Below are 24,602 nucleotides of genomic sequence, written 5' to 3' on the forward strand. Positions count from 1 at the left end.
TCTTAGTAATGCGCGTCGTTTGTCGGCGACGCGCCAATGGTGGTGGAAGAGTGTGGGCGTGGCGAAAGTCGACGATTAGCGGCGCAGGAGGCCGCGGAGCCGCCGCCGTGGCGGAGGAGCTGCTTCGCGCCGGCGAGCGCGGGCGGCTTCGACCTCCTGCTCGATCTCCTCCGGCATCGTGTGCAGGCCCTGCATGACCAGCTTCACGACCTGCATCACCTGATCGCCGGGGATCTCGGAGTAGTCGCCGATGTTGTATTCGGGGAAGGTGCTCTGCTCGATCATCTCGGTGAAGGAGAAGCCGCCGAGCTTGCCGATGAGGAGGTTGTCGTCGCGATAGTCGTCGAGCAGCTCCTGCCGGAACTCGGAGGTCATGTAGACCGCGCTGGAGTCGTTCCAGCCGAGCTGGGTGGCCCTGGTGACGAACTCGCCACGGAGGATCTGGATCCACTTCAGACGAGTGGCCTTCCAGGAGTCGACGCCTCGGAGTCGGCCACGCATGGGTGCGGCGGCCACGATCGGAGCCAGGTGCCGCGCGGTCTCGACGGTCCGCCAGCCGGATCCGACGTTGCTCGATCCCGCCCCCTCGCCCTGGATCGGGAGCTCGCACGTGCTGAGGAAGTCCGCGACCGCGTTCCCGTTGCGCAGCTCCTTGCGGATGAAGGGGCGCAGCCGCAGGTCGACGTCGGGGATGGCCGTGGTGATCGTGTCCGCGAACTCTCCGTAGCGCAGGAAGCTCATGTCGAGCGGTGACCACTCGCGGAACTCCTCGAAGGGCAGATCGACCAGCTCGGCGTGCTCCGGCCTCATCACCATCAGCCGCTCGACGTAGAAGGCGTTGTAGAACGTGGCCTGATCGCGGACGTAGTGAACCCAGCGGACCTTCGCGCCCGCTTGGCGCGCGTAGTCGCCGATCGCGCTGATGTGCTCGGGCTTGAGCAGCGAGAACGACTCGCACGAGATCACCGTGGTCTCGGCGCTGCCCGAGGCGATCGACTCGACGAGCTGCTCCCAGGTGCCGAGGGCGGGTGTGAAGAGCACCTCGCCCAGGAGCTGGGAGTAGAGGTTCTGGTGCTGGACGCTGTGCGTGCCTCGGCCGATCGTCGGGTAGGCGACCTCGGGAGGAAGATTTCCCTCGCGGCTTGCGCGGGCAAGGAAGGTCTGGATCGCCGTGCTTCCGGTCTTGAACGTGCCGGAATGGACGATCAGAGTCTTCTGCATGCACCGCTCCAAGTGTCGCTGCTGGGATGAGGTGCGGCGCGACGTCCCGCGTGCACGAATCTTACCCGCCGGGGCTTATTGGCCGAGCTTCTTCTGCTCGATCCGAGCGTTGATCTCGACCAGCTCGGGATGGCTCTCCAGGAGGGAGACGAGGCCACTGGTGTCGAGACGATGGGCGTCGTGGTCCTCGATGAGGATCCGCAGGAGCCGCAGGTCCTCGGGGGTGTCGAGGGTGATCCGGTACGCCGAGGCGTCCCGCTCCCACGGCAGGTTGAGCTTGGGCCGGGTGTCGTCGGAGTAGAGCCACGGGGTGACGTGCTCGCGGTGGGGCGTCTCGGTCGCGAGCCGGTCGGCCTCCAGCAGCGCCGCCGCGGAGAAGACCTCGAAGTCGAGGCCGCGCGGGTAGGTGCGCTCCAGGGCGTTGCTGGCATAGAGCGTGGGGTCGCCGGCCGCGACCCAGGCGTCGATGCCGCGGCGTACGACCTCGCCGTCGATCAGGGGGCAGTCGCTGGTCACCCGGACGACGACGTCGGGCTCGAACTCCCGCACCGCCAGCGCGAAGCGCGACAGCACGTCGGGCTCGCTGCCACGAACCACCCCGGCGCCGAGCTTGTCGGCGAGGACGGCGACCGGGTCGTCGTCGATGTTGGTGGTCGTCGCGACGATCACCGGGAGCCCGGCGGCGGTGAGCCGGGTGAGGTGGTGCTCGAGCATGGTGATGCCCGCTGCTTCCCGAAGCACCTTGCCGAGCAGGCGGGTGCTGGTCATGCGTGCCTGGGTGATGACCGCGGTCTTCACAGGGTTCCGATCAGCGTCTCGACGACCTGGTCGACCTGGTCGTCGGTCAGGTCGGGGTAGAGCGGCAAGGAGAGCTCCTCGGCGTAGAAGGCCTCCGCGTTCGGGCACATCCCGCGCTGGTAGCCCAGGTCCGCGTAGACCGGGTGCCAGTAGACCGGGATGTAGTTGACCTGTACGCCGATGCCGGCCGCCCGCATCTTCTCGAACACCTCGCGCCGTCGGTCCTCGAGGATGCGCACCGGATAGAGGTGCCAGGCGGGGTCGACGCCCTCGCGCCGGACCGGCAGCCGCAGCCCGTCGACGTCGGCGAGCGCGGCGTTGTAGCGGGCGGTGATCTCCGCACGCCGCTGCTTGAACCCGGCCAGCCGGGCGAGCTGGGAGAGGCCGAAGGCGCACTGCAGGTCGGTGAGCCGGTAGTTGAGCCCGAACTCGTGGACCTCCTGGTGCCACGGCCCCTCGTCCTTGATTCGGAACCGGTCGGGGTCACGCATCAGCCCCACGAAGTGGAACTCATGGGCCCGCTGCGCGATGGCCGGATCCTTGGCGACGACGGCGCCACCCTCGGCGGTGGTGAGGTTCTTGGTCGGGAAGAACGACAGCGTGGTCAGGTCGGCCAGGTCTCCGACGGGGCGCCCGCCGGAGAAGCCGCCGATCGAGTGGGCCGCGTCGGCGAGGGTCAGCGCGCCGACCCGGTCGGCGATCGGCTGGAGCGCGGCATAATCGGCCGGGTGGCCGGCGTAGTCGACGGCCGCGATCACCTTGGTGCGGTCGGTGACGAGCGCGTCGACCGCGGCCGGGTCGATCAGAGCTGTGTCCGGACCGACGTCGGCGAAGACGACCTTCGCGCCGAGCAGCGAGGCCCCCGACGCGGTCGCGACGAACGTCATCGGCGTGGTGACGACCTCGTCGCCGACGCTCACCCCGGCGGCGGCGTAGGCGATGTGGAGGGCGGCGGTGCCGGAGGTGCACGAGACCGCCCGGTGCCCACCGACCAGGTCGGAGAGCGCCTGCTCGAACGCGGCGACCGTCGGACCGGTGGTGAGCCAGTCGCCGCGCAGGATCGCCGTGACGGCCTCGATGTCCTCCTCGGAGACCGACTGGCGGCCATAGGGAAGCATGCTCAGATCCCCGACTCCAGAACCGTGCGGAGATCCTCGGCGTCGTACCAGATGTCGTTCTTGTCCGAGGCGCAGTGGAAGCCGTCGGGGACCGGCACGGCATCCATGATCGGCTTGTAGCCCCACTGCGGGTTCTCGGGCTCGATCACGTAGTACTTCCCGTCGCGGATGCTGACCGCGCGGCGGCCCTCCTCCGGGCTGATCATCTCCTCGTGGAGCTTCTCGCCGGGGCGCAGCCCGATGTCGACGAAGGTCGCCTCAGGAGCGACCGCCTTCGCCAGATCGACGACCTTGTGGGACGGGATGTGCGGGACGAGCAGCTCGCCGCCCTGCATGAACTCGAAGGTGTCGAGCACCATCTGCACCGCCTGCGGCAGCGTGATCAGGAACCGGGTGCACCGCATGTCGGTGATCCCGAGTGGCTCGCCGCGCTCGGCCATCGCCTTCCACTTCGGGATGATCGAGCCGCGTGATCCGGTCACGTTGCCGTAGCGCACCACGGAGAACCGGGTCTCGTACGACGAGGCGTAGTTGTTGCCGAGGATGAAGATCTTGTCGGCCGTCAGCTTGGTCGCGCCGTAGAGGTTGATCGGCGAGGAGGCCTTGTCCGTCGAGAGGGCGACGACCTTCTTGACCCCGGCGTCGATGGAGGCCTCGACGACGTTCTGCGAACCCAGGACGTTGGTCTTGATGAACTCGAAGGGGTTGTACTCCCCGGTGTCGACCTGCTTGAGCGCAGCGGCGTGGACGACGTAGTCGACGCCGTGGAGCGCCCGGTGAAGCCGGTCGCGGTCGCGGATGTCGCCGATGAACCAGCGCAGCCTCGGGTCGTTGCCGAACAGCTGGCGGCACTCGTACTGCTTCAGCTCGTCGCGCGAGAAGACGATCACTCGCCTCGGGTTGAGGTTGTCCAGGAGATGGCGGATGAACGCCTTTCCGAACGAGCCCGTCCCACCGGTGACCAGGATGCTGGCGCCATCGAGAGGATGGTCGATCGGGGCGGACTCTCGAACTTCCGAATTGGGCACTGTCACAGGGGTGCTCTCTACTCTGGGCCTCACTGGTGCGCCAACGATACGGCGCGCAAAAGGTGACACATGCCGTGCCGTCCGACGAAACGGACGAATCCGAGAGGTTGCGCATACATGTCCGTGGGATCGGTCGAGGCCGAAGGTCTTTGCGTGGCCATGGTGTGCGACGCCGGTCCCGAGGTCGGGATCGGGCACGTCATGCGCTGCCTGGCCCTGGGGGAGGAGCTCGTCGCCCGGGGCGTACGCGTCGTGGTGGTCGCCGACCTGGACCGCGTGCCGTGGGTCGCGGAGCAGGTGCGGCGCCGGGGGATCGAGATCGCGTCGCCGGGACCGGACGATGTCGGCGATGTCCGCGACGTTCTCGCCCGCCTCGAGCCGTCCTCGCTGGTCGTGGACTCCTATCTCCTCCCGGCTTCGGTCTACGCCGAGCTGAGGGAGCGCTGGCCCCTGCTGGCGCTCACCGACGGCGACCCGCGCGGGCGGGTCGCCGACCTCTACCTGGACCAGAACCTCGGCGCGGAGGCCTCCACCTGGGCAATCCCCGACGGGGCCAGGCATCTCGGTGGGCTCGACTACGCCCAGCAGCGACGTGAGATCGTCCGGCAGCGTCCGAGCGCACCCAAGACCGCCGCCGACGAGCACACGCCCCTACGGGTGCTGGCCTTCTTCGGCGGAACCGACGCCTTCGGGGTCGCACCACGCGTCGTACGCCTGGTCGCACGCACGGGGATCGCCGTGGAGCTGACCGCCATCGCGGCCACCCCGGAGCTGACCGAGGAGATCGCCGGCATCGAGCCGGCAGCGGGACAGGCCGTCCACGTGATCGGGCCGACCGACAGCCTGGCCGAGCTCGTCGCCGACTCGGACGTCGTGCTCAGTGCCGCCGGCACCTCGGCCTGGGAGCTCTTCTGCCTCGGCGCGGCCATCGGGTTCGTCTGCGTCGCGGACAATCAGCAGGACGCGTACGTCCGGATGGACCAGGACCGGCTGGCCGTCGGGATCGCCACCCTGGCCGAGCTCGACGGCGACTCCGCGGATGCCGTGGCCCGGATGCGTGACCTCCTGGGTGACGTACGTCTGCGGGAGAGGCTTCGCGCCGCCTGCTGGGGCACGGTCGACGGCCGAGGGCCGGCGCGCGTCGCCGACGCGCTCCTCGCCCTCGACCGCGACCAGGTCTAGACCAGGTCCCAGCTGAGCGGTGTGCCGGCCGGGGCGTCGCGGGTGAAGGTGCGGCCGAAGACGATGTCGACGTCGCCCGGGGGCAGCCCGTCGGCGGGGCGGACGGAGCGGACGTTGTCCGGTCCGACCTTGTCCCCGGCACGGACGTCGCGGGTGACGAAGAGTGAACGACGGAAACGCAGGCCCTCGCGCTCGGCCGACTTCGGGCCGATCCGGGCCTCGCCGAGCGCCTGCCAGGCGATCCTCGTCTCCCTGACCAGCGAGGCGAACTCGTCCGGCTCCAGGGAGAAGTCGGAGTCGACGGCACCGTTCTCGCGCGAGAGCGTGATGTGCTTCTCGATCACGCAGGCGCCGAGAGCGACGGCGGCGACCGAGGCGCCGATGCCGAGCGTGTGGTCGGAGAGGCCGACAGCGACGTCGAGCCCGTCGCGCAGCACCGGGATCCCGCGGAGGTTGGAGGCCTCCGGAGGAGCCGGGTAGGACGCCGTGCAGGCCAGCACGACGAGGTCCTCGTTGCCGGTCGCCCGGGCCGTACGCACCGCAGCGTCGATCTCGGCCAGCGTGGCCGTGCCGGTGGAGATGATCGTCGGCAGCCCGGCCTCGGCGATCGCGCGGACCAGCGGCAGGTCGGTGATCTCGGAGGAGGCCGACTTCAGCATCGGGACGCCGAGCTTCACGAGGAAGTCGACCGCGGTCGGGTCGAAGGCGGCGCTGAACGGCACCATCCCAAGCTCGCTGGCCAGGGAGAAGATCGGCTCGTGCCACTCCCACGGCGTGTGCGCCTCCTCATAGAGCTCGTGGAGGCGGCGGTTGGGCCACAGCGGGTGGTCGGCGGAGAGTCGGAACGCGGGGGTGTCGACGTCCAGGGTGATGGTGTCGGCGGTGTAGGTCTGGATCTTGAGCGCGTGCGCGCCGGCCTCGCCCGCGGCGCGCACGATGTCGAGGGCCCGCTCCAGGTCGCCACCGTGGTTGCCGGACATCTCCGCGATCACGAACGGCTCGTGGCCCGGGCCGATCAGCCGGTCGCCGACGGCGATCTCGTGGGTGGTCATCACTGCTCCTTGCCGGAACGTCGGGTGGGTCGGTCGTCGCGGTGCAGGCGGACCGGGATCGCTGTCACGGAGCCGCCGTCGACGGTCTGCTCGACGGGCTCGCCCTCGGTGAATCCGAGCCTGCGGTTCATGGCGCGTACGGACTCGTTGTGGGGGAGCACCTCGCCCTGGAGGAGGTCGAGGTCGAGACCGTCGGCCTCGGGGGCGAAGGCGTACGCCACCGCCTCGCGCATCACCTTGGTCCACGCCAGCAGCGCGGTCCCGTCGGCGGTGGTGCCGTCATGGTCGAGATAGAAACCCCAGGAGGCCGACCTGGCGACCGGATCGTGGTCGAAGAAGGTCACCACGCCGAGCGGGCGGGAGGCGTACTCGAACATCAGCACTCGCCGGGTCGGGTCCTGGCTGGCCCGGGACCACCAGGCAGCGTGCTCCTCGGCGGTGATCAGGTGCTGATTGATGCTCACCGACCGGTTCGCGTCCTGGTTGCGCCACGCGAGCATGTTCGGCAGGTCGTCGGCGGTCGCCGGTCGTAACATCGGTCTCCTCAGACGTCATGGGATGCGCGCTCACGTTATATGGTCCGAGGCCATGGAGACTCTTGACCGACCGGCGGTCCGCAAGCTCATGGGCGAGGTGCTGGCCGTGCAGGGAAAGACCCTGCCCGCTGACGACACCGCGAAGCTGGCCGACATCGGCTTCCGCTCCCTCGACTTCTCCGAGCTCGCGCTCCGGGTCGAGGACGAGATCGGCGACGAGCTCAACTTCGAGGCGGCCGGGCTCCGCTCGATCGAGACGATCGGAGACGTGCTCGACCTGCTCGTGGAGATCCAGGGGCAGTGATCGCCGACAACCTCGTTGTCGACGCCCGGACGGGGCGGCGCACGACCTGGGGTGAGCTCGTCCAGCTCGCCGCCCCACGGCCGGTGCCGACGGCCTTCGTGGTGGAGCACAGCGTCGACGCGCTGCCGGCGGTCGCCGGTCTGAAGGACGGCGGCGAGCTGCTCGTCGTCGCCGCCGGACGGCTCGACGAGGCCCTTGCGACGGAGCTGCGCGGGGCCGGGTTCGACCTCGTCGAGCCGTCCGGCGGCGTGCAGGAGGCGACCAACCCACGTGTGGCCGAGGACGGCCGGGTCTGGCTGCTCACCTCCGGGTCGACCGGCCGGCCCAAGCGGGTCGGCCACACCCTGGAGTCGCTCTCGACGGTGACCGGCGAGCTGGCTCCACGTACCTGGCTGTGCCCCTACTCGCCCGGCACCTACGCCTGGTGGCAGGTGATCACCCTCGGGCTGGGCGTGCCCGGTCAGGACCTGGTGCTCGTCGACCCGGCCGACCTGGACGACTGGGTGGCGCCCGCGCTCGAGCACGGCATCACCGCCGTCTCCGGCACCCCGACGTTCTGGCGACGTACGTTGATGCGCCACGGAGCCGAGCTGCAGAAGCTCCCGCTCGAGCAGGTGACGCTCGGCGGCGAGCCGGTCGACCAGGCCGTGCTGACGCAGCTCCGCGAGGCCTTCCCGGACGCGCGCGTCTCCTGGATCTACGCCTCCTCCGAGGTGGGCGCCTCGATCGTCGTCCACGACGGTCGCGCGGGCTTCCCGACCGAGTGGCTGGACCGCGACGTCCCCGGTCGCCCGCGGTTGTCGGTGGTCGACGGCGAGCTGGTGATCACCTCGCCGCACCACGGCACCGACGCCTCGGGTGCGGAGCTGACCGGAGCCGTACGCACCGGCGATGCCGTCCGCATCGAGGACGGTCGGGTCCTGGTCACTGGTCGCCTGGACCGTGACGAGCTCAACGTCGGTGGCTCCAAGGTGTCCGCCGGTGCCGTACGCGACCTGCTGCAGTCCCACCCCGCGATCGCCTGGGCGGCCGTACGCGGCCGGAAGGCGCCGCTTGTCGGCACCATGGTCGTCGCCGACGTGGTCGCCGACCAGGACTCGGGCGTGACTGCCGACGACCTGACCCGTTGGGCCGCCGAACGCCTGCCCGAGTACGCCGTGCCGCGGCGCATCAAGATGCTTGCCGAGATCCCGGCCAAGGAGACACTGAAGAGCGATGTCTGATTTCGATCCGTTCCCGCCCGTATCCGTTGTGCTGGTCTCCGGTGCCTCGCGCGGCCTCGGCCTCGCGATCGTCACCGACCTGCTCGAGCGCGGCGTGAAGGTCGCCGCCTTCGCGCGCACGGTGACCCCCGAGCTCGAGGCGCTGGCGTCGAAGTACCCCGAGGAGACCCACGTCGGCTCGGTCGACGTGACCGACGAGAAGGCGGCCCAGGCGTTCGTCAAGGAGGTCGAGGCGAGGCTCGGCGTCATCGACGGGCTGGTCAACAATGCCGCGATCGGGCAGGACTCGCTGCACGTGCACACCTCCTCGGACCGGATCGCGCAGATCATCGAGACCAACCTGACCGCGCCCCTGGTGCTGACCCGGTTCGTGCTGCGGCGTCTGATCGGCAAGGGGCTGAAGGGTCGGGTCGTCAACGTGACCTCGATCTGTGGCCAGCGCGGCTATCAGGGCCTGGTGGCCTACTCGGCCACCAAGGGAGGCCTCGACGCGGCGACCCGCTCGCTGGCCCGTGAGCTCGGTGGCCGGGTGCTGGTCAACTCGGTCGCTCCCGGGTTCTTCGCCTCGGAGATGTCCGCGGTGCTCGGTGCGAACCAGCTCGAGTCGATCGCGCGGCGTACGCCCTCGGGTGCCATGACCACTCCAGAGGACGTCGTGCCGACCGTGCGGATGCTGCTGCTCGAGCAGACCAACATCAACGGCCAGTCGATCGTCGTCGACGGCGGCGGCTCGATCTGATGTCCCGGGGCCGGCTCCGCGTCGGCAGCGATGCCGAGCTCGCCGCCTATCGCGCCCGCAGCCACCTGCACGACGGCCGGGTGGTCGCCTGGGCGGGCTCCTACGACGTCCCGGTGGCGGTCGATGCCGAGGTGGAGCGTACGGTCCCGGCGGCCCTCGCCAGGCGGTTCGGCGCCGACGGGTTCTGGGCGCGATGGACCCGGGCGGAGTGCGTCGTGAAGCTCACCGGTCGCGGCGTCGCCGACATCGTTGCCCTGATGGCCGACGACTCTGGCTCAGAGGTGCAGGTGAGCACCGTACGTCTGCCGGGCGGGATCGTGGTCTCGATCGGCAGACTCCCTGGCGAAGGTTCCCTGAGGGGTATCGGCCGGAGTGCGGAAGACTGTTCCTTCGCCTGTAACCTCTGAGTTCGATCAGATTCGCGGGAGCGTCATTCGGGACGCCCCCGAACCGAGAGGGACTGTGCATGGGTCAGGGAATCGTCGACGTCTTGCGTCGCGCCGAACGAAGGATGCCTCAGGGTGTCCGTCGACTGGCTCGTGACGCCGGGCATCGCGTTCTCGGCCACGAGCGCGGTCCGCTCGTCTCGGTCGTGGTGACGGTGACCGACCAGGACAAGCAGTATCTGGCCGAGTCGCTGCTCTCCGTGCGCGAGCAGACCCACACGACCCTCGAGATCCTGATCGCCCCCTACGGCCAGGCCAGCGTGGTGAGTGATCAGATCCTCGCCGATCTCCCTGACGACTACCGCCTGCGGCTGCTGGACAGCTCCGCGACGCAGGCCGAGGCCCGCGACCGTGGTGGTCGCGTGGCGCGCGGAGCCTACGTCTGCTTCCTGCTCGCCGCCGATCTCCTCACCCAGAACGCGATGCGTACGCTGGTGACCTCCCTGGAGGAGAGCGGCTCCGATCTCGCGGTCGGTCGTATCGAGAGTCGCCAGCGGCTCTCCCCGCCGGTGGTGCCGGCCTACGACGTCGTGCACGCCGAGAACCGCTCCGGTCTCACCCTCGACGAGTTCCCGGTGGCGCTGAGCGATGTCGGGGTGAGCAACCGGCTCTTCCGCACCTCGTTCTGGCGTCAGAACGGCTTCAGCTTCGGCGGCCGCGGCGGCGCCGACGCGGTCGGCTTCGACGGCTACCTGAAGGCCAGCCGCTTCGACGTGGTCACCGCGCCGGTGTGCGTCGACATGGACCGCGCCGACGGCACCCCGGTCGAGCAGCTCCACGACCAGACCCTCGGCATGGCGGAGTGGATCGAGCAGACCCGCTCGACCTGGGTGGCGATCGGTGAGCTGGCCTCCGACCTGCGCGACCACTGGGCGCTCGGCGGGCTCGCCGGCCGCGCCAACACCATCCTCGGTGACGTCGAGCGGATGAGCGCCGAGCAGTGGACCGGCCTGCGCGACCTCGTCGTCGAGATCGAGCGCGACGTCTCTCCGGAGGTGTGGCTCAAGCTCCCGGTCGAGGTGCGGGCCCGGCTGACCTACCTCATCGCCGACCAGCGCGAGGAGCTGACCGCGTTCGTCGCGTCGCGCTGGTTCGAGCGCGGCAACCTGAGCACCCGGGTCGTCGGCGGTCAGGTGCGCGGGATCTTCCCCGACACGGACCTGCCCGAGGCCGTGACCACGCTCAACGAGCACGAGACACCGGCGCGGGTGCTGGTGCGGGACGTACGTCCGCTCGACTCCGACCGGGTCGTGGTCGACCTGGTGGCGCGGATCGAGCTCGTCGACCTCGCCGAGACGACCCCGTTCTTCACCGCCCGCCTGGTGCCCGACGTGGTCGCCACCGCCGACGAGGACGGCGCCGCGAGCGACCCCGACGCGGCGTTGCCCGACCCGATCGACCTGACCGTGACGCCGCGGCGCGACGCGCAGGCCAACATGACGATCGGCCACAAGTACCAGGACTACCGCGCCGGCGGGTGCCGCGCCGAGATCGACCTCACCCGGCTCACCGCCGGGCGCTGGCACCTCGAGGTCACCGTCGGCGTCGACGGTGTCGTCCGCACCACCAGCGAGGTCCAGATCGACACCCGCGGCCCGGCGGGCAACCTGGCGACGCGCTACCGGCCGCGGGTCCACACCTCCACCGGTCTGTCGGTGGCCTGCGATCGCTACCTCGATCAGCTCAGCTTCCGCGCCGTCCCGACGACGGCGACCTCCCTGGAGAAGGCGGAGGTCGAGGGCCGCACCGTCTCCCTGACCCTCGCCGGCGAGCTGCCGCAGGCCGTGCGGGCGATCGGTGGCGGCGTACGTATCGAGGCGCCCGTCAGGGACGGCAAGGTCACCCTCAGCCTCCCCGCCCACGGTGCCGTCGAGCCCGGGGCGCCCGCCGCCTGGCGGCTGGACACTCTCCAGGACGGGACCTCGGGCCGGATCGTCTGGGCCGACCCGATCGGCACGCCGTGGACCGGCGAACGCGGCGGCAGCGTGCTGGCTTCGCGAGACGGCCGGGGCTACGCCCAGATCATCGAGGTGGCCGACACCGTCGCGATCGACCGTGTCGAGCTCGGCGAGGGCCAGATCACGGTGCGGGGCGAGTGGCTCAGCACGATCCCGAAGCACGCCCGGCTGACCCTCTCCGGATCGCGCCACAGCGAGACCGTCAAGATCGACACCGCTGCTGCCGAGTTCGAGGTCGTCTTCACGCTGCGCTGGGACGAGTGGGGCCTGGGCGAGTCCGTCCTGCCCAGCGGCATCTACCAGTTCCAGCTCACCTGCGGAGCCAAGCGCAGCGGCAACGTACGCCACACCACCGCGTTCCTCGAGCACCAGGCCGAGTTCCAGACCAGTGACGAGGTCCGGCTGCGTCCGGTCAACGGCAACGGCCCCGGAGTCACCCTGCAGCCGCCGATCCCCGTCGACCACGCCGGCAGCTACGCCCACAACCTCGCCCGCGAGCGCGTGCTGGCGGCCGAGGAGCCGCTCGACGAGTCCGCGGTCTATCTCTCGACCTACGCCGGCTCGACCGCCACCGACTCTCAGCTCGCGATCCACGAGCACCTGCGTCGCACCCGGCCCGACCTCACCCTCTACTGGGGCGTCGCCGACCACGCCTCCCGGGTCCCCGAGGGCGGCATCCCGGTCGTGCTCCAGAGCCTGGAGTGGTATCGGGTCATCGGCACCGCGAAGTACCTCGTCCAGAACATCGACTTCGACCGCTGGTGGCGCAAGCGGGAGGGGCAGCGGTTCCTGCAGACCTTCCACGGCTACCCGGCCAAGTCGATGGGCCTGCGGATGTGGCGCGCGAAGATGTTCTCGCCGCTGCGCTGCGAGGCCGAGCTCGACCGTACGACCGCCGGGTGGGACCTGATCCTGACCCCGACGCCGGAGATGGACCGCTACTACCGCGAGGAGTACGCCTACGACGGCCCGATCCACAGCGAGGGCTACCCGCGCGACGACGCGCTGGTCCTCCCGTCGGCGGCGGAGGCCCGCGAGCGTACGCGCAACCTGCTCGGCATCGGCGCGCACCAGAAGGTGGTCCTCTACGCCCCGACCTGGCGGGACCACCTGGCGCTGAACTACCGCTCGGCGAAGATGGTCGAGCACCTCGACGTGGTCGCGGCCAGCGAGGCCCTGGGCGACGAGTACGTCATCCTGCTCCGCGGTCACCGGTTCAACTCCAAGGGCAGCGAGCGCAGCGAGCGCACCGCCCGGATCATCGACGTCACCGACTACCCGGAGATCAACGACCTGATCCTGGCCTCCGACGCGGCGGTGCTCGACTACTCCAGCCTGCGCTTCGACTTCGCCCTCACCGGCCGGCCGATGGTGTTCCTGGTGCCCGACCTGTCCGACTACACCGGCGGCATCCGCGGCTTCCTCTACGACTACGCCGACACCGCCCCCGGGCCGATGCTCGACACCGCCGAGGAGGTCGTCGCGGCCCTGTCCGACCTGGACCGGCTCGAGGCCGAGCACCGCGACCGGATCGCCGAGTTCAACGCCAAGTACCAGTACACCCAGGACGGCAAGGCGACCGAGCGGGTCGTCGAGGCCTTCTTCGACAAGCCCAGCTTCGACAAGGCCTGAGGGTCACAAAAGCAGCGATGGCGCGTCCCCTTGCGGGGCGCGCCATCGCTGCTTCTCCAAGGAGTCAGCCCAGGATCACGGCATCCGGGCGAGAGCCGGCTCGGCCACCGCGGTCTTGCCGGGGATCGCGTTCCAGCGCTCCGGCAGGACCGCGCGGTGCGGGCCGACCTCGAGGAGGAGCACGTTGCGGTAGGTCATCCCGTAGGTCTCGACATAGGGCGCCAGCGAGGTGAGCAGGTCCTGAGTGCGCCACTGAGCGGCGTCGAGCACGAGCACGTCGATGTCGAAGGCGTCGAAGTCGAAGGCATGCCGCTGGTGGCCGTCCCGACGCAGCTCGGCTGCCTCGGTGGTGCGCTCGGCCTGCTTGTTGGCGGCGGCGTGGATCTGCTGGAAACCGCTGACCGCGCGCGTGCCGACGACATCGGCGGCAGCCACCAGGTTGCCCTCCAGGTCGGTGTCGGCGAGCCCGGCGATGTCCTCGGTCAGCACCGCGGAGACCGGGAGGATGACGAGCTTGTCGACGTCGGGGAGCAGGTCGGCGACCACGAGCCGCTCGACCTGGCCGATCGGGAGCGTGCTGCCGTCGGGCTGCTTGATGCCGTCGAAGCCGGACACGTCCAGGGCGCTGAGCGTGATCCCCGGCCGGGCGAGCTCGTCGAGCCGCAGGTCGGTCCCACCGGTCTGGACCCACAGGTGGACCGGACGGGACGAGTAGGCGGCGATGGACTTGACCAGCCGGCGCAGCTTCGGGCGCTGCTTCGGACGGGCCGAGACGGCGACGTGGATCGCGTCAGCCGGGACCTGCTCCGGGGTGTTGACCGGGTTGCTGCGTACGTCCTCGGCGATCGAGCTGACCAGCTCGCCCACCTTGCGGGCGCCGGCGCGGCGCTGACGCGCGATCTCGACCTCGGCGGCGTTCATCTCACGCCACTGTGCGTAGACGTCCTCGACGCTGGCGCCGGAGAAGATCTTGGTGAGGATCTTCTCGAGCCGGTCGTTCATGCTCTCCCGGATGCCGTCGAACTCGGCGGGGGTGAGCGGGTTGAGGCCGGCGAAGCGCGGGTCGGAGAGGTTCTTCGGGCGGAAGTCGATGTCGATGCCGATGCTGCGACCGGGCAGGTAGCAGTGCAGGCGGCTGGTGACCAGCTTGGGGTGGTCGCGACGGTAGCCCTCGAGCATCGTGATCGCGTCGTCGATGTTCTGCACGAACGGCCGGAAGCGGACCTCGTCGAGGCCGCCCTGGGCGTAGGTCGGGGCGCCCTCGGGGATGGTGCCGTCGAAGACGTCGACGTAGCCGACCGGAGCGTCCGGGCCAGGGAGCTCCTCGGCGTCGGGGAAGACGGTCGAGACGGTCGTGGTCAGGCAGCCCGAGAAGAAGGCGGGCACACCGACGGAGAGCAGGATGTCGACGGTCGTCCAGTCGCGGCAGCCGATCGGGGCGTACTTCTTGAGGTATTCGATCGTCTCGTCGGTCATCATGGCGCGGGTGCTGCAGTGGAACGAGACGAAGATCGGGCGCAGGTTCTTGTGGAACGGCATCCCGTAGCGCATCTCGAAGATCGGGTGCATGTACCACCCGAAGCCGAGCATCCAGGTGTCCTTCGGGACGGGCTGGTACATCGACGCGTCGCGCTGGAGGGTCATCAGCTGGACCTTGGCGGAGAGGCCCTCGCGGACGCGCTCGGGGCGGACCCGCTCGCGCAGCCGGTCGGCGAGCTCGTCGAGCTCGGACTCGCCGGTGAACTCGAGGTCGCGGTGGCGGACCAGGTGACCGAGGGAGGCGACGGTCTGGACGTGGTCGCCGATGTTGGCGGAGGCGCGGGAGCGGCCGGGGTGGCCGTAGTCGACGACGGCGTAGGAGACGGTGCCCTCCGGCGCGGCCGGAGCGTCGGGCTCGTCGTTGTCGGCCGCCACCCAAGGGCGCAGCCAGTCACGGCTCTCGACGACCCACTTGGTGTCGCCGTTGGTGCCGTCGCCGACGGCCTCGTCGAGCCGGGCGTAGAGGCTGCGGGCCAGCTCCTGGTCGCCGAAGCCGAAGACACGGCTGGTCATCGCGAGCCACGCGCGCCCAGGGACGTACGCAGCGCCGGACTCGGCGAGCTCGCGCAGGGTCTCGCGGGTCGCGTCGGGGTCGACGTGGAGGCCGGACATGACGTACTCGTCGGCGGCCTTGGCGGCCCACTTCTCCACCGGGATGCCCTGGAAGAGGGCCCAGGCGCGCTCATAGAAGCCGCCACCGGCGGCGTTCACGGCACCCTCGAGATCAGCGGCGACGACGAGCGGCTCGACCTCGATGGAGATCGGCGCAGGCTTCCCCTCCTGGTTCGCAGCCTGTGACGCACCCTCCGAGATGGACGGGACGCGAGCGGTCAGGCTCTGACGCAGGCGCTCGGGAAGCAGCTGGCGAGCGAGTCGTCGAGCTGGGCTGGCCATGGGACTCCTTCATTGATGGTTCGACGCAGTGTCGTCGGGCGGAGCCGCGATGTTCGCGGTCCGTTCACACGTTTCCCCCTATGATCCAGGCCGGATATCCTGCCCGAAGAATCGGCAATCCCCAAAGACGCCGACTAATCTCTGCGCATGCCGATCCCCAACCCCCACGAGCAGGTCGCGTTCCCCGAGGGCCGCTACCTCACGATGTGCAACGAGATCGCGACCAAGTTCGGCGGGCAGACGCGGGCGATGATCATGCGCAACCGCCTGATCACGCAGCACACCGGGATTCCGACCACGCTGCTGACCACCGAGTCGAAGCCCGTCTACGACGAGGTGCGCGAGGTGCTGCGCGACTCCGGCCAGCTGGTCGAGGGCATGGACCTCCTCAACCTCTACGAGTGGTACCGGCTGAACACCCCGACCGACGCGCCGGACGAGTCCGTGGCCGCGCTCGGGGGCCAGCTGGGCGAGGTGGCCGGCACGACCATCTCGGACGTACTCCACCCCGACGGCACCGTCTACTACACCGCCCACTCGCAGTCGGGTAAGGACCTGGCGCGCGACTACCGTCGCGCCGACGGGTCGATCTACCTGCGGGCGCCGGGTCCGGGTGCCCCGGCCGCGTCCCGGGTGCCCTACATCCTCACCGACGCCGAGGGGTGTCCGATCCGGTCGTGGGAGACCATCGGCGGCTGGCTGTGGCACTGGCTCGAGCTGCTCGCCGGCGACGCCGAGCGGGTCTTCTTCGTGACCGACTCCCGGTTCGCGCTGCGGGACGTCATGCCCCGCCAGGACGACCGCTTCTACTTCCTCCACCTCATGCACAACAACCATGTCGTGAAGGAGCGCCGCTGGAACTCCCAGCTCTCGGGCAAGTACGCCCCGCTGCTCGACAACATCCACGAGTACGACGCGCTGGTGAACCTGACCCATCGTCAGTCGGAGCACATCGCGATGCGCTACGGCTCGACCTCGCACCGGTTCGTGGTGCCCAACCCGGTCGAGCTGCCGGTGCTGCCCGAGACGATGCCCCAGCGGGAGCCGGCGACGTTCGTCACCGTCGCCCGGCTCGAGCCGCAGAAGCGCCTCGAGCACGCCATCAAGGCGTTCGCGAAGGTGATCGAGAAGCGGCCGGAGGCCAAGTTCCAGATCTACGGTGACGGCAAGCTCTACAAGCCGCTCGCCGACCTGATCGAGACCCTCGACGTCGGCAAGAACGTCCAGCTCATGGGTCACGACCCGCGAGCCAAGGAAGCGCTGCTGCACGCCACCGGGTTCATCATGACCAGCGTCAACGAGGGCTACCCGCTGGCGACCCTCGAGTCGCTCTCCTTCGGCTGCCCGGTGATCAGCTACGACATCAACTACGGTCCGCGCGAGCAGATCAGCGACGGGGTCGACGGCTTCATCGTCGAGGCCGAGGACACGGACGCGGTCGCCGAGCGCTGCATCCAGATGATCGACGCCCCCGAGAAGGTGGCCGAGATGTCCCGCAAGGCCCTGGAGAAGGCGAGCAAGCACGACTGGCGCGCCTTCCTCGATGACTGGCGGGTCGCGTTCGAGGGCGCCGTCGCGCAGCGACCGGGCCGGATCGAGAAGGCACGCGCCCGGCTCGACGTCCACGCCCTCGGCTGGGCGCGCCCGATGCCTGAGGGCGTCGCGACCCGGCTCCCGGGTCCGGCCAGCCGGCTGGGTCGCACCCAGGCCAGCTCGGCAGCCTTCCGTGACTCTCGTACCCTTCGCTTCGACGCCATGCTCACCGTGATGGGCGAGTGGCCGAAGGGCGTGATGGCGGACCGCATCGTCACCCTCGACGCCGTCTGCAACGAGACCGGCGAGGTGGCCGCGCTGCCGCTGGAGGTCTCACCCGAGGGCCGCGGCGAGTTCCGGCTCGCCTCCAGGTTCGACCTCGCGGAGGTCTTCGAGGAGTTCTCGGAGAGGGCGCGCAACCTCGACCTACGGCTCCGGTTCACGGTCCACAACTGGAACTGGGAGACCAAGCTCGGCCGGCCACGCGAGGTGCGCCCGAACTTTGAGGTGTCGTTCGGTCCGAACGACGTCCTTCACCTGCAGCGGCGCTGACCGGTGGGCGTCAGGCTCAGGCGGTGCGGACGACGTGCAGCTTCGTACGCCGCTCCAGCCGGAAGCCGGGACGGTCCTTGAAGTACCCGTCGACCGCGTCGCGGCACCCGCTGTAGTGGAAGTAGTCGTCGAGCACGATCCGTCCGCCCACGACCAGGTGGGGGGCGATCCGCTCCAAGCACGTCATCGTCGACTCGTACCAGTCGCCGTCGAGGTGCGCGAAGGCGACCGGCTCGTCGATCTTCAGCGTGTCCTGGAACAGGCCCTGCACCAGCTCGACATTGTGCTGCGCCGGATCGATCCCGTGCCTGGTGAATGAGTCGCTCACCTCGTCGTAGAGGTTGTCGCGATAGCCGTAGTAGGTCTCTCCGCCGATGCCCTTCGACGTGCCGCTGACGATCTTCTGGTAGCGCTTGTGCACGTCGTCGCCGTCGCGCCCGGACGGCTCCGGGATCATCCCGAAGACGTCGTAGACCCTCATCGGCCGCTTCGGGTCCTTCGCCGCGGCCATCACGATCGAGGAGCCGCCGAGCGCCGCTCCGGTCTCGATGATCAGGCCGGGCCGGTCCTGCAGGTCAGCATCCAGCACCTGACGGGCGAGCACCTGCAGGTTCTCGGGCTTGAGGTAGGTGAGGTGCTCGGTGCGGACGCCGTCGAGGACGGTGCGGACCTCGGCAGGGAGCGGGAGATCGACCAGCGGGTCGCGCAGGGACTCCCGGGTGCGTACGGTCTCCATCCTCAGCCTCTCGACCTCGGCCCGGAGCTCGGCCATGGTCGGGGCGGTCTTCGTCCCCGTCTTCGTCCCCGTCTTCGTCCCCGTCTTCGTCCCCGTCTTCGTCCCCGTCTTCGTCTCGGCCTCGGGCTGCTTCGATGCGGGTGGCGTCCCGTCGGCGGGCTTGCGCGCGACCACGACGTAGTTCTTCGGCATCCCGCGCTCGAGGCGGCGGCCGGAGACCTCCAGGCGCGCGTAGAGGCGGCTGAGCCGGATTGCGAGCTTCCGGTTGAGGAGCACGATCGGGGCGACGTAGGCGAGCTTCCAGCGCAGGCCGCGCCCGCGGAGCTCACTGACGTTCGTGGGAAGGTTCTTCGCCATCATCTGGTAGCTGTAGGCGACCGTCCCGAAGTAGCCCTCGAGCCAGTTCATCCTGGCGATCTCGAAGCCCGCCTCCTCGAACATCTTCCGCAGCGAGAACTGGGTGTAGCGGAAGAAGTCGTAGGGCTTCTGGTGCTCGGCGAAGAAGAGGGGCGCGGAGAGGAAGATCCGCCCGCCCGGCTTGAGCACGCGGTAGAGCTCCGCGATGGCCTTCTCCGGCTCGGGCACGTGCTCGAGGACCTGGTTGCAGATCACCCGGTCGAAGTGCCCGTCATCGACCGGGATGTCGGTGATGTCGCAGACGTAGTCCAGCGGTGCGTACGCCGAGCTCAGCTGGGCGAAGTCAGCAGCCTCGTAGTGGGCGTGCTTGAACAGCTTCCGGTAGGGCGAGCGGCCCGCACCGGCGTCGAGGACACGCATGCCACGCTTGGTGCCTTTGGCGAAGCGTGCCATCTCCTGGCGGAGACGCACACGGGATGGATTGATGTGCCGGGGCTGAACCGTTGTGCCGCGATCCTGCCGGGCTCTGGGCCACATGGAGCGACATTAGCGCCCCTGAAGCGGAGTCTCCCGTAAACCACGCAGAACGGCGTCGCGCACCGGGTCGTGGAGGCGGCGCTCGATGAGGTAGTGGAGCGCGACGGCCAGCACGAGGGCGGTCGATACGGCAGCGGCCAGGACGACGTACTCGTCGTAGCGGCCGTGGAACATGTCGATGATCCAGAACGCGAACTGCGCGTGGATCAGGTAGAGCGGATAGGTCAGCGCTCCCAGAGTCGTCAGGAAGCGCGCCTCCACCCGGCCCAGCGGACCGGCCGAGACCAGCCAGACGAGCGCCGCGAACCCTACGATCGCCCAGCCGGTGATCGCTGGCGAGACGGTGGCACCGACGAGCTCCGTGGCCCGGTCGGCGTACTCCGTCGCCTGGCGGATGCCCAGGATCACGTTGTAGGCCACCGCGAGCCAGGCGATGAACGAGTTGCCGAACCGGTAGATGAGGAACAGCGCCATGCCCATCGCGAAGAACGGGGCGTACTCGGCGAACAGGAGCGAGTTGAGCATGCCGGAGTCGGTCGCGCGGGCGATCTGGGCCAGCAGCGGCCACAGGAACACGACCGCGATCACGCGCTGCTTGGTGATCCCGACGAGCAGGAAGACGCCGATCAGCAGGTAGAACTTGAGCTCGATCCAGAGCGTCCAGAAGGCACCTTGGGCACTGAGTACGTTCCAGCCGTCCTGCGTCATCGTCATGTTGATCAGGCCGCCGACGAACCCCTGGTCACGGCCGCCCTTCCAGTAGGCCTGGAGGACCAGCGTGATGATGACGGCGACCCAGTAGGCCGGGAACAGCCGGGCGACGCGGGACGAGACGAAACGGGGCAGGTCGCGACCCCACGCGGTCATCAGGATCACGAAGCCGCTGATGATGAAGAAGAGCTCCACGCCGAGGTAGCCGTAGCGGGTGACGTGGTTGAGGGTCGGGAAGACCTGCCGCGGATCGAGACCCCAGTAAGGGGTCGCGATGCCGGTGAGGTGGTAGCCGACGACGACGGCTGCCGCGATGAAGCGGAGCGCGTCGAGCGCGCCGAGGCGGGATCGGCGTACGGCCTTCTTCGGCTCGGGCGTGGGTGTCGAGGCGGGGGCCGTGTCCGCGGAGACGGTCGGGGCGCTGGTCATCGGGTCAGTTCCCGGCCGCAGCGTCCAGGGCCTCCTGGATCGGGTCGATGCGGCGCAGGTCGATGACGTGGCCGGTGCTCGACGCGATCAGGGTGTCCAGCGACGCCCGGGCGACCGCCTTCGACTCCAGCAGCGTGTGGGACGGCTCCTGGCCGAACGCCTTGGTACGCATCGGGGTGCCGGTGCGCTCGGGGTTGATCGCGTTGACGCGTACGCCCTGGTCGGCCCACTCGTCGGCGAGGGCCTGGGTCAGGTTGACGGTGGCCGCCTTCGCGGAGGAGTAGAGCGCGTAGCCGCGGCGACCGCGGGTGTAGGAGCTCGAGGTGAAGAAGAGGAGCGAGCCCTTCGCCCGGGCGAGGTAGGGGAAGAACTCCTGGGCGATCAGGACCGGCGCGATGTAGTTGATCTCGGTCGCGTTGTAGATCGTCTCCTCCGAGACGGTGGCGAGGTCGCCGCGCGGGAGCACGCCGGCGGTGTTGACCACGAAGTCGATCGAGCCGAAGCGCTTGCCGGCGTCGGCCGCCGCGGCGACGATGTCGGCCCGCTTGGCGACGTCGGTGCTGGTGGCCGAGCGGCTGTAGGAGGCGACGTTGGCGCCGTAGGACTCGGCCAGCTCCGCGATGTCGGCGCCGATTCCGTAGCTGCCGCCGAAGACGACCATGTTCTTGCCCTCGAGGGCGGCCCGGTAGTCGGTCTCGTCCTTCTGCGGGAACTGCTGGTGAGCGGTGAGCTGGAAGAGCTTGTCGGCGATGTAGACGTCGATCGGCTCGGTGACCTTCATGTTCTGCTCGTGACCATCGACCACCCAGATCTTGGTGTCGGGCAGGTACTTCAGCACCACGCTGCAGTCGTCGGTCGCCCGGAACTCGGGGTCCTGGTCGGCGATCTCGTAGGCCCGCTTCAGGGTCGAGGCGAGGAAGGCCTGCGGCGTCTGGCCGCGGCGCAGCCGGGATCGGTCCGGGATCTGCGAGATCGTGTTGTCGTCGTTGAGCTCGATGATCGTGTCCGCGGACGGGATGGCCACGTCGACGGCCTGGTAGGTCACCAGCGCCTTGAAGCAGTCGGTGATCACGTCCTCGCTGAGCAGCGGACGCACGGCGTCGTGGAGGAGTACGTTGCAGTCCTCGCCCTCGGGGAGGGCGGCCAGGGCGAGCTTGGTCGTCTCGTTGCGGGTCTCGGCGCCCTCGAGGATCTTGGAGACCTTCGGGTAGCGGCCGTCGCGGGTCATCGCGTGCACGGCGTCGAGGTGGCCCGGGGCCATCAGGATGATGATCTCGTCGATCTGCGGGTGGCGGTCGAGCACGCCGAGGGTGTGCTCCATGATCGGCATCCCTGCGATCTTGATGAGCTGCTTCGGGATGTCGAGACCCACACGGGAGCCCACACCGCCGGCAAGCAGCACGGCAACGTTACGAAGCACTGAACTCTGACCCTTTGGTAGATGACGAGGAGGGGTGGATTGTTCCATGGTGCGCGCGGTTGACTCCAATGCTGAGGGTGAGGTGATGCCGAGCCGTTGGTTTCAACGGGTGATCCGCGGCGGCGGCGCTCTATGTGATGGCAGTCACGGCATCGTGGTGTTTCGGAAGAGTGAACGGCGGCGTACCTTTGTTTCGTCTCTGCTGAAGCGGAGCCCGAAGCAATACAGCTCGGTCACCGTGGCCGAGCAGGCAGGCACAACGTCTGGTACCCATCCCGGCTCCGCTCACAAGGGGAGTGGTCGGAGGGACTGGAACGAAAGGTCTAACCATGAACCCACTCAGGGTGGGCGTAGTCGGCGCGGGTCGCGTCGGGGCCGTCCTTGCTGCAGCGCTTAGGTCCGCCGGTCATGAGATCGTCGCGGTCGCCGGAGAATCCGACGCCTCGCGAGCACGCATCGCCTCGCTCCTCCCGGGTGTCCCGGTAGAGAAGCCGACCGCTGTCGCCCGCGCGTGCGACCTCCTTCTTCTCACCGTCCCCGACGACATGCTCGGCAACGTCGTCAAGACGATGACGGACGCCGGCGCGATCCGCCCCGGGATGTACGTCGCGCACACCTCCGGCCGCCACGGCCTGGCGATCCTCGAGCCGGCCGCCGCGATCGGCGCCCACGTGATGGCCGTCCACCCGGCGATGACCTTCTCCGGCACCTCGGTCGACCTCGCCCGGCTCACCGGCTGCGTCTTCGGCCTGACCGCCGCGACTCCCGCCGACCGGGCCTTCGCCGAGGCACTGGTCCAGGACCTCGGTGGCAACCCGATGTGGGTGCCCGAGGAGATGCGGACGCTCTACCACGCCGGCCTCGCCCATGGCGCGAACCACCTGGTCACGCTGGTCACCGAGGCGATGGAGATCCTCGCCGCCGCCGGCGCCACCGACCCCGCGGGCACGCTGCGGCCGCTGCTGACGGCGGCCCTCGACAACGCCCTGGACCACGGCGACGCCGCGCTGACCGGCCCGATCGTCCGCGGCGACGCCGGCACGGTGGCAGCCCACCTCGACGACATCCGCACGAACGCTCCGCAGACCCTGGCGTCGTACGTCTCCATGGCACGGGCCACGCTCGACCGGGCCGTCTCCGACGGGCGGCTGCTGCCCATCCGGGCACTCAAGATCAAGAACCTGCTCGACGAGGCGGATCGTGCCGCCGTGCAGCCCCTCCCGCGTCCGATCCACACCTGGAACCAGTGATGACTGTGCCTATCGTCTCGGGCTCCGCTTCGACCCAGATCGCATCCACCCGCGAGGAGCTCGCGAAGCTCCTCGACTCCGCCCGCCGCGAAGGCGCGAGCGTCGGCTTCGTGCCGACGATGGGCGCCCTCCACGAGGGTCACGCGTCGCTGATGCGCGTCGCCCGTGAGCGGGTCGGCGGCGGCCCCGTCGTCGTGTCGATCTTCGTCAACCCGCTGCAGTTCGGCGCCGGGGAGGACCTCGACCGCTACCCGCGCACGCTCGAGGCCGACCTCGAGGTCTGCGAGCGCGAAGGCGTCGACGTCGTCTTCGCGCCGTCGGTGGACGAGGTCTATCCCGGTGGGCTGCCGCAGGTGACCGTGGCCCCCGGCGAGCTCGGGGACGTGCTCGAGGGCAAGACCCGGCCAGGCCACTTCGGCGGCGTACTCACCGTGGTCGCGAAGCTGTTCGGGCTGGTCGAGCCGGACGTCGCCGTCTTCGGTCAGAAGGACTACCAGCAGCTCGCGCTGATCCGCCGGATGTCGGCCGACCTGTGCCTCGGTGTCGACGTCGTCGGTGCGCCGACCCAGCGCGAGCCCGACGGGCTGGCGCTCTCCTCGCGCAACCGCTACCTCTCGCCCGAGCAGCGGGAGGAGGCGACGACGCTGTCGCGGGCGCTCCACGCCGCGCAGCGCGGGGCCGGCCACGGCGTCGAGGCCGCGCTGAACGCGGCGCGCGCCGAGCTCCGCCGGGCGAAGGGGGTCGACGTGGACTACCTCGTGGTCACCGACCCCGCGCTCGGAGAGCTGCCCGCCAACCCGGAGCCGGCCACCGAAGCCCGGATCCTCGTCGCCGCCCGCGTCGGCACCACTCGACTCATCGACAACATGAGCCTCACGATCGGAGCATCCCGATGACCCGTCTGCGCACCATGATGACCGGCAAGATCCACCGTGCCACGGTCACCCAGGCAGACCTCCACTACGTCGGCTCGGTCACCGTCGACGCCGACCTCCTCGACGCCGCGGACATCCTCCCCGGCGAGCTGGTCTCCATCGTCGACATCACCAACGGTGCCCGCCTGGAGACCTACACGATCGCGGGCGAGCGCGGCAGCGGCGTACTCGGCATCAACGGCGCCGCCGCCCACCTGGTCCACCCCGGCGACCTGGTCATCCTCATCGTGTACGCACAGATGAGCACCGAGGAGGCCCGCGCCTTCGAGCCGCACGTCGTGCACGTCGACGAGGCCAACCACATCGTCGCGCTCGGGTCCGACAGGGGCGAGCCGGTTCCAGGGACCGACCAGATGCGTGGACCGCTCGTTCTCACGCAGTAGCGTGCGGCTATGAGCGAGCGCCAGCGAGCGACAGATGAGATCATCATGGTGTCGCCTCCGTATGCTTTCCTCTCCTCGACGGAGGGGGC

At 69.5% G+C, this 24,602-nt stretch carries 20 protein-coding genes; 10 read left to right on the forward strand and 10 right to left on the reverse strand.

Annotated features, from left to right (window positions below; translation table 11 throughout):
• Positions 1-75: 75 nt before the first annotated feature.
• From ACFWQC_RS01035 to pseB, 4 genes are all read right to left on the reverse strand, one after another.
• On the reverse strand, positions 76-1,221 hold the full coding sequence (locus ACFWQC_RS01035) for a hypothetical protein (protein WP_378671835.1): 1,146 nt from the start codon (positions 1,219-1,221) through the stop codon (positions 76-78).
• A gap of 75 nt (positions 1,222-1,296) precedes the next feature.
• Positions 1,297-2,019 carry a cytidylyltransferase domain-containing protein gene (locus ACFWQC_RS01040; protein ID WP_378671836.1) on the reverse strand — a complete coding sequence of 241 codons (723 nt, stop codon included), beginning with the start codon at positions 2,017-2,019 and terminating at the stop codon, positions 1,297-1,299.
• Positions 2,016-3,137 carry a DegT/DnrJ/EryC1/StrS family aminotransferase gene (locus ACFWQC_RS01045; protein WP_378671838.1) on the reverse strand — a complete coding sequence of 374 codons (1,122 nt, stop codon included), beginning with the start codon at positions 3,135-3,137 and terminating at the stop codon, positions 2,016-2,018. The genes ACFWQC_RS01040 and ACFWQC_RS01045 overlap by 4 nt, the downstream gene beginning before the upstream one ends.
• 2 nt (positions 3,138-3,139) lie before the next feature.
• The gene (pseB, locus tag ACFWQC_RS01050) at positions 3,140-4,165 is read right to left on the reverse strand and encodes a UDP-N-acetylglucosamine 4,6-dehydratase (inverting) (protein WP_378671840.1); all 1,026 of its coding nucleotides are present in this window, start codon (positions 4,163-4,165) and stop codon (positions 3,140-3,142) included.
• A gap of 117 nt (positions 4,166-4,282) precedes the next feature.
• On the opposite strand from pseB, the gene ACFWQC_RS01055 reads away from it, so the two are divergent.
• Entirely contained in the window at positions 4,283-5,347 is a 1,065-nt protein-coding gene (locus tag ACFWQC_RS01055; RefSeq protein WP_378671842.1) for a PseG/SpsG family protein, read from the forward strand.
• Here ACFWQC_RS01055 and pseI read toward each other — a convergent pair.
• Both pseI and ACFWQC_RS01065 read right to left on the reverse strand, forming a co-directional pair.
• Positions 5,344-6,399, reverse strand: coding sequence for a pseudaminic acid synthase (pseI, locus tag ACFWQC_RS01060; RefSeq protein ID WP_378671844.1), 1,056 nt, complete (start codon positions 6,397-6,399; stop codon positions 5,344-5,346). The two genes, ACFWQC_RS01055 and pseI, sit on opposite strands and share 4 nt — an antisense overlap.
• On the reverse strand, positions 6,399-6,935 hold the full coding sequence (locus ACFWQC_RS01065) for a GNAT family N-acetyltransferase (RefSeq protein ID WP_378671846.1): 537 nt from the start codon (positions 6,933-6,935) through the stop codon (positions 6,399-6,401). The genes pseI and ACFWQC_RS01065 overlap by 1 nt, the downstream gene beginning before the upstream one ends.
• A 52-nt stretch (positions 6,936-6,987) precedes the next feature.
• Between ACFWQC_RS01065 and ACFWQC_RS01070 the strand changes: the two genes are divergently transcribed.
• From ACFWQC_RS01070 to ACFWQC_RS01090, 5 genes are read left to right on the forward strand one after another with little or no spacing between them, the layout of a single operon-like run.
• Positions 6,988-7,239, forward strand: coding sequence for a phosphopantetheine-binding protein (locus tag ACFWQC_RS01070; protein ID WP_008354901.1), 252 nt, complete (start codon positions 6,988-6,990; stop codon positions 7,237-7,239).
• Entirely contained in the window at positions 7,236-8,462 is a 1,227-nt protein-coding gene (locus ACFWQC_RS01075) for an AMP-binding protein (RefSeq protein ID WP_378671848.1), read from the forward strand. Before ACFWQC_RS01070 ends, ACFWQC_RS01075 begins: the two co-directional genes overlap by 4 nt.
• Positions 8,455-9,201 carry an SDR family NAD(P)-dependent oxidoreductase gene (locus ACFWQC_RS01080; protein WP_378671850.1) on the forward strand — a complete coding sequence of 249 codons (747 nt, stop codon included), beginning with the start codon at positions 8,455-8,457 and terminating at the stop codon, positions 9,199-9,201. Before ACFWQC_RS01075 ends, ACFWQC_RS01080 begins: the two co-directional genes overlap by 8 nt.
• Positions 9,201-9,608, forward strand: a complete 408-nt coding sequence (locus ACFWQC_RS01085) for a hypothetical protein (protein ID WP_378671852.1) — start codon at positions 9,201-9,203, stop codon at positions 9,606-9,608. Before ACFWQC_RS01080 ends, ACFWQC_RS01085 begins: the two co-directional genes overlap by 1 nt.
• Positions 9,609-9,667: 59 nt before the next feature.
• Positions 9,668-13,237, forward strand: a complete 3,570-nt coding sequence (locus ACFWQC_RS01090) for a CDP-glycerol glycerophosphotransferase family protein (RefSeq protein WP_378671854.1) — start codon at positions 9,668-9,670, stop codon at positions 13,235-13,237.
• Positions 13,238-13,312: 75 nt separating this feature from the next.
• Here the strand turns inward: ACFWQC_RS01090 and ACFWQC_RS01095 are convergent, their stop codons facing one another.
• Positions 13,313-15,670: a hypothetical protein gene (locus tag ACFWQC_RS01095; RefSeq protein WP_378671856.1), complete on the reverse strand. Its 2,358-nt coding sequence runs from the start codon at positions 15,668-15,670 to the stop codon at positions 13,313-13,315.
• Positions 15,671-15,817: 147 nt separating this feature from the next.
• Between ACFWQC_RS01095 and ACFWQC_RS01100 the strand changes: the two genes are divergently transcribed.
• Complete coding sequence (locus ACFWQC_RS01100) at positions 15,818-17,755, forward strand: glycosyltransferase (protein ID WP_378671858.1); 1,938 nt, start codon at positions 15,818-15,820, stop codon at positions 17,753-17,755.
• Positions 17,756-17,771: 16 nt separating this feature from the next.
• Here the strand turns inward: ACFWQC_RS01100 and ACFWQC_RS01105 are convergent, their stop codons facing one another.
• The 3 genes from ACFWQC_RS01105 to ACFWQC_RS01115 are packed head-to-tail and all read right to left on the reverse strand — an operon-like array spanning position 17,772 to position 21,945.
• On the reverse strand, positions 17,772-19,385 hold the full coding sequence (locus ACFWQC_RS01105) for a class I SAM-dependent methyltransferase (protein WP_378671860.1): 1,614 nt from the start codon (positions 19,383-19,385) through the stop codon (positions 17,772-17,774).
• A 9-nt stretch (positions 19,386-19,394) separates the two neighbouring features.
• A complete protein-coding gene (locus tag ACFWQC_RS01110) occupies positions 19,395-20,525 on the reverse strand; it encodes an acyltransferase family protein (RefSeq protein WP_378671862.1) in 1,131 nt (376 codons plus the stop codon).
• Positions 20,526-20,529: 4 nt separating this feature from the next.
• The gene (locus tag ACFWQC_RS01115; RefSeq protein ID WP_378671864.1) at positions 20,530-21,945 is read right to left on the reverse strand and encodes an SDR family NAD(P)-dependent oxidoreductase; all 1,416 of its coding nucleotides are present in this window, start codon (positions 21,943-21,945) and stop codon (positions 20,530-20,532) included.
• 329 nt (positions 21,946-22,274) lie between these two features.
• Here ACFWQC_RS01115 and ACFWQC_RS01120 point away from each other — a divergent pair, with 329 nt between their 5' ends.
• Genes ACFWQC_RS01120 through panD form a run of 3 tightly spaced genes read left to right on the forward strand, consistent with a single transcriptional unit; the run spans position 22,275 to position 24,513 of the window.
• Complete coding sequence (locus tag ACFWQC_RS01120; protein WP_378671866.1) at positions 22,275-23,195, forward strand: Rossmann-like and DUF2520 domain-containing protein; 921 nt, start codon at positions 22,275-22,277, stop codon at positions 23,193-23,195.
• The gene (panC, locus tag ACFWQC_RS01125) at positions 23,195-24,091 is read left to right on the forward strand and encodes a pantoate--beta-alanine ligase (RefSeq protein ID WP_378671868.1); all 897 of its coding nucleotides are present in this window, start codon (positions 23,195-23,197) and stop codon (positions 24,089-24,091) included. Before ACFWQC_RS01120 ends, panC begins: the two co-directional genes overlap by 1 nt.
• The gene (gene panD, locus ACFWQC_RS01130) at positions 24,088-24,513 is read left to right on the forward strand and encodes an aspartate 1-decarboxylase (protein WP_378671870.1); all 426 of its coding nucleotides are present in this window, start codon (positions 24,088-24,090) and stop codon (positions 24,511-24,513) included. The genes panC and panD overlap by 4 nt, the downstream gene beginning before the upstream one ends.
• The last annotated feature ends 89 nt before the right edge of the window (positions 24,514-24,602 follow it).

This window comes from Nocardioides sp. NPDC058538 (genome assembly GCF_042719275.1).
In the GTDB taxonomy this organism is placed as follows: Bacteria; Actinomycetota; Actinomycetes; order Propionibacteriales; family Nocardioidaceae; genus Nocardioides.

Coding starts and splice junctions, on each gene's coding strand:
- ACFWQC_RS01035 (WP_378671835.1), bottom strand. CDS start 1,221: ATGCAGAAGACTCTGATCGTCCATTCCGGCACGTTCAAGACCGGAAGC.
- ACFWQC_RS01045 (WP_378671838.1), bottom strand. CDS start 3,137: ATGCTTCCCTATGGCCGCCAGTCGGTCTCCGAGGAGGACATCGAGGCC.
- ACFWQC_RS01055 (WP_378671842.1), top strand. CDS start 4,283: ATGTCCGTGGGATCGGTCGAGGCCGAAGGTCTTTGCGTGGCCATGGTG.
- pseI (WP_378671844.1), bottom strand. CDS start 6,399: ATGACCACCCACGAGATCGCCGTCGGCGACCGGCTGATCGGCCCGGGC.
- ACFWQC_RS01065 (WP_378671846.1), bottom strand. CDS start 6,935: ATGTTACGACCGGCGACCGCCGACGACCTGCCGAACATGCTCGCGTGG.
- ACFWQC_RS01070 (WP_008354901.1), top strand. CDS start 6,988: ATGGAGACTCTTGACCGACCGGCGGTCCGCAAGCTCATGGGCGAGGTG.
- ACFWQC_RS01080 (WP_378671850.1), top strand. CDS start 8,455: ATGTCTGATTTCGATCCGTTCCCGCCCGTATCCGTTGTGCTGGTCTCC.
- ACFWQC_RS01085 (WP_378671852.1), top strand. CDS start 9,201: ATGTCCCGGGGCCGGCTCCGCGTCGGCAGCGATGCCGAGCTCGCCGCC.
- ACFWQC_RS01090 (WP_378671854.1), top strand. CDS start 9,668: ATGGGTCAGGGAATCGTCGACGTCTTGCGTCGCGCCGAACGAAGGATG.
- ACFWQC_RS01095 (WP_378671856.1), bottom strand. CDS start 15,670: ATGGCCAGCCCAGCTCGACGACTCGCTCGCCAGCTGCTTCCCGAGCGC.
- ACFWQC_RS01100 (WP_378671858.1), top strand. CDS start 15,818: ATGCCGATCCCCAACCCCCACGAGCAGGTCGCGTTCCCCGAGGGCCGC.
- ACFWQC_RS01105 (WP_378671860.1), bottom strand. CDS start 19,385: ATGTGGCCCAGAGCCCGGCAGGATCGCGGCACAACGGTTCAGCCCCGG.
- ACFWQC_RS01110 (WP_378671862.1), bottom strand. CDS start 20,525: ATGACCAGCGCCCCGACCGTCTCCGCGGACACGGCCCCCGCCTCGACA.
- ACFWQC_RS01120 (WP_378671866.1), top strand. CDS start 22,275: ATGAACCCACTCAGGGTGGGCGTAGTCGGCGCGGGTCGCGTCGGGGCC.
- panC (WP_378671868.1), top strand. CDS start 23,195: ATGACTGTGCCTATCGTCTCGGGCTCCGCTTCGACCCAGATCGCATCC.
- panD (WP_378671870.1), top strand. CDS start 24,088: ATGACCCGTCTGCGCACCATGATGACCGGCAAGATCCACCGTGCCACG.